Source organism: Mitsuokella jalaludinii (assembly GCF_928722185.1).
Taxonomy (GTDB): Bacteria; Bacillota; Negativicutes; order Selenomonadales; family Selenomonadaceae; genus Mitsuokella; species Mitsuokella jalaludinii.
This window is the reverse complement of record NZ_CAKMXA010000001.1, coordinates 1,118,025-1,129,764: the sequence shown is the minus strand read 5'-3', so window position 1 is coordinate 1,129,764 and position 11,740 is coordinate 1,118,025. Positions and strand designations below refer to the sequence as shown.

Here is an 11,740-nt window from a genome sequence, read left to right as displayed (position 1 = left end):
TTCGCGGCAGGCCGCGAATATCTGTCACATAAGCAAAACCATTATTTAAGGAGGCTACAATCGTGAATAAAGCTGAATTGATAGCTAGCGTTGCTGAAAAAGCAGGTCTGACGAAGAAAGACGCAGAGAAGGCTGTGGTCGCTATCTTCGATAGCATCCAGCAGGCTATGGTTGAGGGCGATAAAGTACAGGTGATTGGCTTCGGTACGTTTGAAGTCAAGGAGCGTTCTGCTCGCGCAGGCCGCAACCCGCGCACGAACGAGACGATCCAGATCCCGGCTTCGAAGAATCCGGTGTTCAAGGCTGGCAAGGCCCTGAAAGATGCAGTTAACGCATAATCTGGCTTGTGTACGAGAGGCTGGGTTCCTTCGGGAGCCCGGCTTCTTCTTGTATTGGAGGGATAGGCTTGGATCTCGGTTTATCGTCAAAGGTTGTCCTGCTCACGGGCGGCACTTCCGGCATCGGACTGGAAGCGGCGCGTGAATTCCTGCAGGAAGGTGCCAGTGTCTGCCTGATGGGGCGCTCCGAGGAGCGCGGCCGTGAGGCAGCGGCACGCCTCGCGCAGGAGGCCGGGGCAGAGCGAATCTGCTTCCTGCAGGGGGATGTGAAGAGCGTCGAGGACTGCGGCCGCGTGGTCAAAGGGACGGTGGCGCGCTTTGGCCGCCTCGATGTGCTCGTCAATTCGGCGGGCATCTATCGGGAAGGGGCGCTTGAGGACCTCGGGGAAGAGGAACTCGACGATATCCTCGCCTGCAATGTCAAGGGCGTCTTCCACATGACGAAGGCCGCTCTGCCTGCGCTCAAGGCCGCGCGCGGCGCTGTCGTCAACGTGTCGTCTGACGCAGGTGTCCACGGCAACTACTTCTGTACGGCTTACTGCGCGAGCAAAGGCGCTGTCGTGCTCTTCACGCGCGCGCTCGCACTCGAGGTGGCCGCCTTCGGCGTGCGCGTCAATGCCATCGCACCAGGCGACATCATGACGCCTCTGACAGAGGCGCAGCTCGGTACGGGGGAAAGGCGTGAAGCGAACCTCAGGGAGATGGCTGCTGTCTATCCGCTCGGCCGCATCGGCACGGCGCAGGAAGCGGCTTCACTCATCGTCTTCCTCGCCTCGGCGCGCGCGTCTTTCGTGACGGGCGCCATCTACGGGATTGACGGAGGCCTGACTGCCTGATGCATAAGATACTGATACTCACGGCCTCGATTGGTTCGGGGCACATCAAGGCGGCCGAGGCCATCGAGACGGAACTGCGCCGCCTGCTGCCCGATGCCGAGATCACGACGGTCGACTTCATGGCGCGCCGCATCTCGCGCATCCACTGGTTCATGAAGAAATTCTACCTGGCGATGCTGGCCTTCGTGCCGAACCTCTACGACGTTTTCTATAAGCTCTCGGGCGGTTCCTCGGGCGGCACGCTCGTCCAGAACGCCTTTGCCTGGGTCATGATGCCGGTCATGAAGCGACTCGTGCGCCGCTACGAGCCGGATCTCGTGCTCTGCACGCACCCGTTTCCCGAGGGCGCGGCCTCTCTCCTGCGCCGCCGTCAGCGGGAATCATACCGGCTCGCGACAGTCATGACGGACTACTCCCTGCACCAGATCTGGCTCTATCCGGCCGTCGACCGCTACTACATGGCGACGGAGGAGATGCGCATGGGCATGATCAGCCATGGCTTTGCCGTCAACACGCTCGAGGTGCCCGGCATCCCTGTCGCGAGTGTCCTGCAGGAGATGAAGGACAAAGCCACTGTGCGGCGCGCGCTGGCTATACCGGAGGGGCAGCCAGCCGTCCTCTTGATGGGCGGCGGCCTCGGCCTCGGCGGCATCGAGTCGAACCTGCGCGACCTCGAGGAGATCGAAGCGCGCCTGACCATCCTCGTCGTGGCCGGGCGCAATCAACGCCTGATGGAGCGCGTGCAGGACATGGCGGACGCCTCGCATCATCAGGTGCTCGTCTGGGGTTACACGGATCAGGTACACTTCCTCATGCGGGCGGCTGACCTCTTGATCACGAAGCCTGGGGCGCTGACCATCAGCGAGGCGTTCGTGCTCGGCCTGCCGATGCTGCTGCACGATCCCATCCCGGGGCCTGAGACGGAGAACGCCATCTATGCGACGCAGCACGGGGCGGCTGTCTGGCTCCATCCGCGCGAGGACCTCGCGCGGTCTGTCCGGAAACTCCTGGACGGCGATTCACTCGCTGCGATGAGCCGGGCCGCCGTTTCTTGTGCGCGCCCCGATGCCGCGCCGTCCATTGCCGAAGATCTGAAGGATTTGCTGTTGAGAAGGAGTTGATTTCATGAAGCAAAGAATAAAGCAGAGGAAGGGCCTCTTCAACTGGTTCACGATCCTCTTGGTCATCATCATCGGTTATTTTGCCGTGATCCTCGTCAAGCAGCAGATCTACCTGAACCAGGTCAGCGCCGATCAGGCTGCGGCAGAGGAGCGCCTCGCGACGGCAAGGGCTGAGCACGAGCGCCTTGTCAAGGAGAAGGATGACCTCAACCGCCTCGATTACATCGAGAAGATCGCGCGCGAGGAGCTCGGCATGACGCGCAGGGGAGAACTGCCGTACAGCTCAGGGAAATCCGTAGGCTCGCGTTGACTGAAATCGCGTTCTTTCCTTGACACTGCTGAGCGCGCAAGGTTATAATAAAGCGTGTATTTTCCATCACGACTTAAGGAGGAAGAATTAATTTGTCCATTGAAGTTGGCAATGTAGTTGAGGGTGTTGTCACGGGCATCACGAATTTCGGTGCTTTCGTAGAATTGCCGGAAGGCAAGACCGGTCTCATCCATATCTCTGAGGTAGCGGATGTCTATGTCAAGGATGTCCACGATTTCCTCTCCGAACATGACAAGGTGAAGGTTAAGGTATTGAGCATCGATGATCGCGGCAAGATTGCCCTTTCCATCAAGCAGCTTCAGGAGAAGAAGCCAGAAGCACAGGCTCCGGCAGGGAATTCTTCCTTCCGCCCGCAGCGCCAGAGCCGCGGACCGCGGGATTTCCGCCGCGGTGGCCGCTACAGCAATTCCACGGCCTCGTTTGAAGACAAGCTCTCGAAGTTTCTCAAGGACAGTGACGAGCGCCTGACGGACCTGCGCCGCAAGACGGATTCGAAGCGCGGAGGCCGTGGCTCCCGCCGCTCGGATTGATCATTTGAAATCGGAATGATACAAGCACTCTTGACGGGGTGCTTTTGTTCTTTATGTTGAAGGCAGATGGCTCTATGGGCTTTATGATTGAAGAAGCATTGCGCTACGCCAGGGCGCAGGGACTCCTGCACCGCGGCATGCACGTGCTCGTGGCCTGCTCCGGCGGGCCGGACTCCCTGGCCCTGCTCGACATCCTGCTGCGGCTGCGCGGGCGTCTTCGCCTCGCCCTGACTGTGGCGCACTTCGAGCACGGCATACGCGGCGCCTCATCGGAAGGCGATGCATCATTTGTCGCCGCGTTCTGCAAGGAGCGCGGCGTGCCCTGCTTCATCGGGCACGGTGATGTGCCCTCTGCTGCGCGCGCGCAGGGCAAGTCGCTCGAGCTTGCGGCGCGCGAACTGCGTTACGCGTTCTTTTGGCAGACGATGGCGCGCGTCGGCGCGGATGTCCTCGCGACGGCTCATCACGCCGATGACCAGGCCGAGACGGTGCTCATGCGCATCCTGCGCGGCACGGGGCTCGACGGCCTTTCTGCCATGAAGCCGCGCGAGGGAAAGAAGATCCGCCCGCTGCTCTTTGCGCGGCGAGCGGAGATCCTCGCTTACTGCGGGGCGCGCGGCCTTGAGCCGCGCCACGATGCGACGAACGATCTCCCTGATTGCACGCGCAACGTGCTGCGCCTCAAGGTGCTGCCGTACCTGCAGCAGTCATGCAATCCAGAAGTCGCGCGTGCGCTCTGCCATCTCGCTGAGCTCGCACGCGCCGACTGCGATTACCTCGAGCAGCAGCTCGATGCAATCTGGCCCTATCTGACGCGCGAGGAAGAGGGACAGCGCAAGATCATGCTCGCCTCGCTGCGCCGCCAGCATCCGGCCATGCAGCGCCGCGCGCTGCGCCGCCTCTATCGGGAGGCGGCGGGGAGCGGCAGGGACCTCAGCTTCATCCATGTGGAAGAGCTGCGCCAGCTGGCGATCTCTGAGCAGCCGAACGGCAAGGTGCTGGCACTTTCCGGCGGGTATCGGGCCTGCTTCTCGTACGACAGGCTCTTCCTGCGGCAATCCTCCGAGGAGGTCTCGGAGGCGCCGGCGGACCTTGCCGTCCGGCCGGAGATACCGGGCGTGACCGAAGTGGGCGGTCTCGTCATCGAGGCGGAGTTCTGCCGGGAGCGGCCTGCACCTGCCGGGCCCGGCGCCTTCTACCTCGATGCCGACGTCCTCGCGCGCGGCCCGCTCGTCTTCCGCCACCGGCGGCCCGGCGACTTCATCGAGCTTCCTGCTGGGCGCAAGAAACTCAAGGACGTCCTCATCGACGACAAGGTCCCGCGCGAAGAGCGCAGCCGGCTGCTGCTGCTGGCGAACGGCCAGGAGATTCTCTGGATCGCAGGCAGGCGGCGCACGAGCCATTATCCGGTCACCGACCGAACAAAGAGAATCCTGTATTTCCAAATAAAAGAAAAGAGGCACACAAATGACTAAAGACATGAATGCGGATATCGAGAAAGTCGTCTTCTCGGAAGAGGAGCTCAAGAAGCGCATCGCAGAGCTCGGCAAAGAGATCACGGAAGATTACAAGGACGTGAAGGAGACGATCTACTGCGTCGGCATCCTCAAGGGCGCCGTCGTCTTCTACACGGACCTCGTGCGCAACATCAATCTGCCGGTCCATTTCGACTTCATGATCGCTTCGAGCTACGGCAACGGCACGGAGTCGAGCGGCTCGGTGAAGATCCTCAAGGATCTCGATTACGATGTAGAAGGAAAACACCTGATCATCATCGAAGATATCATCGATTCGGGCACGACGATGAATTACCTCATGAAGTATTTCCGCGAGCGCAAGCCGAAGAGCGTCAAGCTCTGCTCGCTGCTCTCGAAGCCGTCGCGCCGCACGGTCGATGTGAACATCGACTACTGCGGTTATACGGTCCCCGACGAATTCCTCGTGGGCTATGGCCTCGATTATGCGGAGAAATACCGCAATCTGCCGTACATCGGTGTGCTCAAGCCTGAGATCTACGAATAAGGGCCAGCTGCTCCTGGAGCAAAAGCTCTGAGACAAAGGAGGACAATGGATTGAATAAGTTTCTACGCAATGTAGGGTTCTATCTGCTCATCATCCTGGTGGCAATCTCCGTCATCGACTACTTCTCGACGAAGAACACGAACCGCCAGGAAGTGGAGTACACGCAGTTCCTGCAGCAGGTAGACAAGGGCGATGTGTCGAAAGTCGTGATCATCCAGAACACGATCCACGGCACGCTCGCAGATGGCACGGAGTTCACGACCATCACGCCGGATGCCCCGAATAATGACCCGGACCTCTACCAGAAGCTCTCGGCGAAGGGGATCGACATCGCGGCGGAGAATCCGCCGGAGCCGCCATGGTGGTCGCAGATGTTCTCGTCTGTCATCCCCATCCTGCTGCTCATCGGCGTCTGGTTCTTCATCATGCAGCAGACGCAGGGCGGCGGCGGACGCGTCATGTCGTTCGGCAAGAGCCGCGCGCGCATGAGCGGCGCCGACAAGATCAAGGTCACGTTCCGCGATGTCGCCGGTGCGGATGAGGCGAAGCAGGAGCTCGAAGAGGTCGTCGAGTTCCTCAAGCACCCGAAGAAGTTCAACGAGCTTGGCGCCCGCATCCCGAAGGGCGTCCTGCTCTTCGGCCCTCCGGGCACCGGTAAGACGCTGCTTGCACGCGCTGTCGCAGGCGAGGCGGGTGTACCGTTCTTCTCGATTTCGGGCTCGGACTTCGTCGAGATGTTCGTCGGTGTCGGCGCTTCGCGTGTCCGCGACCTCTTCGAGCAGGCGAAGAAGAATGCGCCGTGCATCGTCTTCATCGATGAGATCGATGCAGTCGGACGCCAGCGCGGCGCTGGCGTCGGTGGCGGCCACGATGAGCGCGAGCAGACGCTCAACCAGCTGCTCGTCGAGATGGACGGCTTTGCGGCCAACGAGGGCATCATCATCATCGCGGCGACGAACCGCCCGGATATCCTCGACCCGGCGCTCCTGCGCCCGGGCCGCTTCGACCGCCAGATTGTCGTCGATAAGCCCGATGTGCGCGGCCGTCTGGCCATCCTCAAGGTCCACACGAAGGGCAAGCCGATGGCAAAGGATGTCGACCTCGATATCATCGCGCGCCGCACGCCGGGCTTTACGGGTGCGGACCTCTCGAACCTCGTCAATGAGGCGGCACTGCTCGCCGCCCGCCGCGACAAGCACAAGGTCAGCATGACGGAGATGGAAGAAGCCATCGAGCGCGTCATCGCAGGTCCGGAGCGCAAGTCGCACGTCATGAGCGAAGAAGAGAAGCGCCTGACGGCATACCATGAGGGCGGCCATACGCTCGTCGGCATGATGCTCAAGCACGCCGATCCTGTCCACAAGGTCACGATCATCCCGCGCGGCCGCGCAGGCGGCTACACGCTGATGCTGCCGAAGGAAGACCGCAACTACGCAACGCGCTCCGAGCTCCTCGACCGCCTCAAGGTCGCGATGGGCGGCCGCGTCGCGGAAGAAGTCGTGCTCAAGGAGATCTCCACGGGCGCTTCGCAGGATATCCAGCAGGCATCGCGCATCGTGCGCAGCATGATCATGCAGTACGGCATGAGCGATGTGCTCGGACCTGTCGCCTACGGCGAGAGCCAGAACCATCAGGTATTCCTCGGCCGTGACATCAACCATCAGCGCAACTACTCGGAAGAAGTGGCCAGCGAGATCGACAAGGAAGTCCGCAAGTACATGGAAGAGGCGTACGAAGCTTGCCGCAAGATCATCACGGAGAACCGCGACAAGCTCGAGCTCATCGCGCAGGCGCTCATGGAGCGCGAGACACTGACGGCCAAGGAACTCGAAGAGCTCCTGACGACGGGAAGCATCACCGATCCGGACGACAAGGACGAGGACGACAAGCCGCAGTCCGGCACGCCGGCCGTGACGCCGCTGCCCGTAGAGCAGGCAGAGAAGCCTGAGGCAGTGGCAAAAGAGACGGAGAAGGAATCGGAAGAGGAACACGAGAAGGAAGCCGAACCGAAATTCAACGTCACGCATTACGACAAATAAGAAGATGCAGCAAAAGCAGGGCTGTTCTCGCAAGAGAATCCCTGCTTTTTTTATACCCCGCTACGGTGTATAATATAGTGGTGTTACAATGAGGAGGTGGCGTTTTTGCGCTCAAAGATATTAGACTTGCTCAGAGAAGCAGGCGATTCCTACCTTTCTGGTGAGGAGATGGCGAAGCGCCTGGGCGTTTCGCGCACGGCGGTCTGGAAGCACATCCAGGAGCTGCGCCGCGATGGCTATGACATCGTCAGCCACTCGCGCAGCGGCTATTCCCTGCAGAGTGCGCCGGACACACTTCGCCCGGAAGAAATCAAGAATGGCCTCCGCACGAGGCGCATCGGCAGGGAGATCCGCTTCTATCCGACCGTCGATTCGACAAACCTCGAGGCGAAGCGGCTCGCACAGCAGGGCGCGCCGGACGGCCTCATCGTCGTCGCTGAGGAACAGGGCAAGGGGCGCGGCCGCCTCGAGCGCTCGTTCTTCTCACCGGCGGGCAAGGGAATCTGGTTCTCGGTCATCCTGCGCCCCGACTTCCTGCCGCAGGAAGCGCCGAAGTGTACGCTGCTGTCGGCCGTCGCTGTCGCGCAGGCCGCAGAGGATTTCGGCATGAAGGTCGGCATCAAGTGGCCGAACGATGTGCTTGCAGATGGCAGGAAGCTCGTGGGCATCCTGACCGAGATGAGCGCCGAGATGGAGCGCATCCACTACGTCATCATCGGCACGGGCATCAACGTCAACATCGCCGAAGAGGATTTCCCCGAGGACCTGCGCGACAAGGCGACTTCACTCTCGCAGGTGAAGGGCGAGGAGATTCCGCGCGCGGCGTTTTTCCGCGCCGTCTTGGAGCACATGGATGCGCTCTACGACTCCATCCTGCGCGAGGGCTTCGCAGAGGTATTCTCCTTGTGGCGCCGCTACAGCATCACGCTGGGGCAGATGGTGCGCGTCATCGATGCGCGCGGCGGCGAGAATGCCTTTACGGGCAAGGCCGTCGATATCGATGAGGACGGCGCGCTGCTCGTCGATACGGCAGCGGGACGCCGGCGCGTCCTCGCGGGCGACGTCTCCATCCGCCCGCAGCAGGACTGAGACAGGCTTTTACAACAGGAGGATTATATTTGTTATTAGTTCTAGATAATCGGCAACGTTTATGACTGTATCTGAATAACGCGAAACCCCTATGGTTACTAGGTTTGTAGCCGTAGGGGTTTTATGGTATCTATGGAATTTAGTGCTTGTTTCTGGCATCTAAGCACTTATTAAGCACCAAATTGCCCATCATATCGGCTGCTTTACGGTCGTTGGCTTCGACATAGTGGGTATAGGTGTTGAGCGTTGTCATCGGTGAAGAATGTCCTAGGCGATGTGAAACGGTCTTTATGTCAACACCATGCGCTAACAACTGAGTTGCATGGAAATGTCGAAGGTCATATAGCCGTAGTTTCGTATAGCCTAGTTCATTAAACACTCTGCGGGCATTCTTTTCGATTGTAGCGGGCGGCACGAATGACATCTTGCGCCCAAAGAACACGTACTGGCTTTTCTTCGGTATCTCGTTGATTATCTCTAGTACATCGTGTTCAACAGGCACGACACGTACAGAAGAATCGGTCTTGAGGGTATCAGATATTTCATAGTTGGTTTCCCCTCTCGTCACCGTGTTCAACACATTGATCGTGTTGTTCGTCATGTTGATGTTCTCCCATCGCAAGGCACATGCTTCACCAACACGAATCCCTGATGACATGATAAGAAGCATTATATGGTACAGATACAGGTAATGGGCGTGTTCTTGTACGTATGTCAGGATGTTCCGCATATCGTCGACTGAGGGCAAAACCTTCATCGTCTGAGTGTGTCGCATACTTCCCCTATAGCGGAAATATGGAACTTCATTGATATAGCCTTGTTTTTTAGCGTATATGAACAAGGACTTGATTTTAGCGCATCGCCCATTCATTGTTGTTTCGGCAACTTCTTCACGGTCGAGTATATCGTCTATGTCTGCGCCTGTAATCAGGTCGACTTTTTTGCCGTACAATGGGGAAAGACAGGTATTAAAGATACTCTGCATAGTCCTTCGTGTTGAGGTCTTTATGCCTGACGTTCGGAAATACTCAACAATCAGCTCTTTCAATGTGATATGCTTCACGGTCTTGTTGTCGTATTCTTGTAGCATCTCACGCGCTTCTCTCATAGAGTTGACGATGCGGCTACGTCGTTTCTGTTTCTTCTTGCCGTTCTCATCATAGGTATAGCCGACTGTTACCGTGACTTTGTAACGCTTGTCAGGGAGCTGCTTAATACTCCCAAGGGCAGCACGTTGACGCATGAAATCACCCCCGCTTACTCATGATTCTCTACAATGTCATCAATGTCAGGTAGTATGTCAACCACTCTCAGCTCTTTGTGGTTCTCAAATATCGCCATAGCGTACTCGTCAATGATAATCTCACGGATACCGCTCTCTAAATCGTGTGAGCTTTTCCGTGCTCTTTCATAGATAGACATCAATTCATCATGACTCATGTTTACAGATGGAGCAAAATTATAGTTGCTACTAGTAAATACTGTAACATTGATACGAGAATCCCCTAGCTCTTTTATAGCAATGGGCATGATTTTTTGTAGATGATTCTTGATTTTCGTATAGCTTATTGGCGTATGCATCAATATAACATCAGTAGAGACGCCGAACAAGTCTGCAAGTCTCACGACATTATCAAGGCGCGGTTCTCGTTTCCCTTGTTCATAAGCGGAATAGGCTTGTAGGGTAATCCCTAGTTTCTCGGCTGCTTCTTTTCGGGTCATGCCAATGTTGCGCCGTAGTTGAGTAATGTTCTCAGCAAAGTTCATGTTGAATCCCCCTTTTTTGCGTATTATAGCATCTGAGGGATTAAAAATCAACGATATAGTTGCGCGATTGTATGGCGGGTGCTATAATAACCATAGCAAAAACCAACTAATGGTATAAAAATAAACTGCTAGTTGGTTAAGTAATAGCCATAGAAAGGGGGATAAACATAGCAATCTAGTATGTATTAAGGGTAAGGATGTGGTCTTTTGAGGAAACAGAAAGAGGGATTCTATGCGGTAACATTGTTAGCACCGTCAACTAATTGCACAAAGGATAATATGACACGGTATAAAGGTATCCTGTTCAAGCACATGAAACGTTATGCGAAGAGCAACGGATTGCAGTTTGAAGTCTACGGCTGTTTTACCAATGCTCACGTATCGAATCATACGATAGGAACGCCGCACTTTCACTTTGTTGTGTATGGTGTTGGCGCGTCTACTATCGCACAAGAGATGCGGGCGGCATGGTTGAAGCGTTGGCCTAATGCCAAGGGGGTTTCAGATGGCAGCAAGGTGCATGAGAAAGGCAGGGTTTATGACTTGTACGATGAAAAGGAAGGTGGATGGCTAGGGTATATCAAGAAGAACTATCGAATGGCTGCTGATGGTCTGCATGGATGGGCGTGTTGTTCGTTCGGATTGAGTAGAAAAACAAGGGAACAACAAGAGAAGCTATTGTGTCTGCGATGGGATGAGTCAGAGCAGAAACAAGAGACGGCAGAGAAGCGCACGGCATACAGGCAGAAACGCAAGGAAAAGGATATGTTGTACGCCGTTGAGGATGACAGCTTTGATGAGTTTGAACTGTAAGGAAGTCTACATAGTATTCCATTGTAACTCATTGTAATACAATAGATATACTATGTAGATATATAATTCAAATAGCACTTAACACTAGGTATACCAAGGCTTCACAGATTTCAAAACGGTACTTTTTTGGCAAAACTGTCGTTTTAGCATGTTTGGCATGTGAGACAGGGAAAACCTTGTCATTTTAATTAAAAACTGTTCTCAACTATTGTGTAGCAAGGAAAGGAAGCATGGTACATATGGAAAGTAAACTTGAAGCAATCGTGAAAATCTTGAACCTTATCGCCAAAGAGGACGATGAATACAGTGATGTTTTATTCATGTTAGCCAATGAATTGGACGGTATCGCCTATGAGATAGCCAATAAATCAGACGATGAGGACGATAAACCACTCTATGAAATGGATGAGATAGGCTATAGCTACGATAAATCAGATGATTGTGAGTAAATCGAGTGATATTTGATATTTATAGCGATACATACCCACAATAATTGACATTCATGCAAAACCATCACCCTGAAATAAGGGAATGGTATACGCATGGTTTTGATGTAACAGAATAGAACGTGCAGGGGAGTCTCGTTTTGTGACTCCCTTGTTTTGTTTAGTTCCGTCATTTGGGGTGACTGAAATTGTCATCCCTCTAAAAAACGCGATTTTAGGCCATTGAAAACAGCAAGGTATACAATCACATGCGTCGACGATTGGACAAGGACTAGGTATACAATTTTATATAGTGAGTAGGAAATAATCGAATCTATGCAGCGGCAAGGTATACAATCACATGCATTGACGATTGGAAGGGGAGTATTTGCCCAAGCGGTGGGGAATTAGACAAGAACTATCGTATTC

13 protein-coding genes are annotated in these 11,740 nt (G+C 55.7%); 11 read left to right on the top strand and 2 right to left on the bottom strand.

Features of this window, described 5'->3' with window-relative positions:
- The first annotated feature begins 62 nt into the window (after positions 1-62).
- The 9 genes from QDI87_RS05320 (at position 63) to QDI87_RS05280 (ending at position 8,306) form a co-directional block, all read left to right on the top strand.
- On the top strand, positions 63-338 hold the full coding sequence (locus QDI87_RS05320; RefSeq protein WP_036373864.1) for an HU family DNA-binding protein: 276 nt from the start codon (positions 63-65) through the stop codon (positions 336-338).
- 68 nt (positions 339-406) lie between these two features.
- On the top strand, positions 407-1,174 hold the full coding sequence (locus QDI87_RS05315) for an SDR family NAD(P)-dependent oxidoreductase (protein WP_278742458.1): 768 nt from the start codon (positions 407-409) through the stop codon (positions 1,172-1,174).
- A complete protein-coding gene (locus QDI87_RS05310) occupies positions 1,174-2,295 on the top strand; it encodes an MGDG synthase family glycosyltransferase (RefSeq protein ID WP_278742456.1) in 1,122 nt (373 codons plus the stop codon). The genes QDI87_RS05315 and QDI87_RS05310 overlap by 1 nt, the downstream gene beginning before the upstream one ends.
- Before the next feature lie 4 nt (positions 2,296-2,299).
- Positions 2,300-2,605: an FtsB family cell division protein gene (locus tag QDI87_RS05305; protein WP_036373856.1), complete on the top strand. Its 306-nt coding sequence runs from the start codon at positions 2,300-2,302 to the stop codon at positions 2,603-2,605.
- Between the two features lie 92 nt (positions 2,606-2,697).
- A complete protein-coding gene (locus QDI87_RS05300; protein WP_036373854.1) occupies positions 2,698-3,156 on the top strand; it encodes a S1 domain-containing RNA-binding protein in 459 nt (152 codons plus the stop codon).
- Between the two features lie 74 nt (positions 3,157-3,230).
- Positions 3,231-4,631, top strand: coding sequence for a tRNA lysidine(34) synthetase TilS (gene tilS, locus QDI87_RS05295; RefSeq protein ID WP_278742454.1), 1,401 nt, complete (start codon positions 3,231-3,233; stop codon positions 4,629-4,631).
- A gap of 4 nt (positions 4,632-4,635) precedes the next feature.
- Positions 4,636-5,178 carry a hypoxanthine phosphoribosyltransferase gene (gene hpt, locus QDI87_RS05290; RefSeq protein ID WP_036374441.1) on the top strand — a complete coding sequence of 181 codons (543 nt, stop codon included), beginning with the start codon at positions 4,636-4,638 and terminating at the stop codon, positions 5,176-5,178.
- Between the two features lie 50 nt (positions 5,179-5,228).
- Positions 5,229-7,217 (top strand): ATP-dependent zinc metalloprotease FtsH, encoded by a 1,989-nt coding sequence (gene ftsH, locus QDI87_RS05285; RefSeq protein WP_278742452.1) that lies wholly within the window; start codon positions 5,229-5,231, stop codon positions 7,215-7,217.
- Positions 7,218-7,322: 105 nt separating this feature from the next.
- The gene (locus QDI87_RS05280) at positions 7,323-8,306 is read left to right on the top strand and encodes a biotin--[acetyl-CoA-carboxylase] ligase (RefSeq protein ID WP_278742450.1); all 984 of its coding nucleotides are present in this window, start codon (positions 7,323-7,325) and stop codon (positions 8,304-8,306) included.
- A 139-nt stretch (positions 8,307-8,445) separates the two neighbouring features.
- On the opposite strand, the gene QDI87_RS05275 is transcribed toward QDI87_RS05280, so the two are convergent.
- Positions 8,446-9,549 carry a tyrosine-type recombinase/integrase gene (locus QDI87_RS05275; protein WP_278742449.1) on the bottom strand — a complete coding sequence of 368 codons (1,104 nt, stop codon included), beginning with the start codon at positions 9,547-9,549 and terminating at the stop codon, positions 8,446-8,448.
- 14 nt (positions 9,550-9,563) lie between these two features.
- On the bottom strand, positions 9,564-10,073 hold the full coding sequence (locus QDI87_RS05270; protein WP_278742447.1) for a helix-turn-helix domain-containing protein: 510 nt from the start codon (positions 10,071-10,073) through the stop codon (positions 9,564-9,566).
- 207 nt (positions 10,074-10,280) lie between these two features.
- On the opposite strand from QDI87_RS05270, the gene QDI87_RS05265 reads away from it, so the two are divergent.
- Positions 10,281-10,886, top strand: coding sequence for a hypothetical protein (locus QDI87_RS05265; protein ID WP_278742446.1), 606 nt, complete (start codon positions 10,281-10,283; stop codon positions 10,884-10,886).
- A gap of 239 nt (positions 10,887-11,125) precedes the next feature.
- Positions 11,126-11,335 (top strand): hypothetical protein, encoded by a 210-nt coding sequence (locus tag QDI87_RS05260; protein ID WP_278742444.1) that lies wholly within the window; start codon positions 11,126-11,128, stop codon positions 11,333-11,335.
- Positions 11,336-11,740 lie beyond the last annotated feature (405 nt).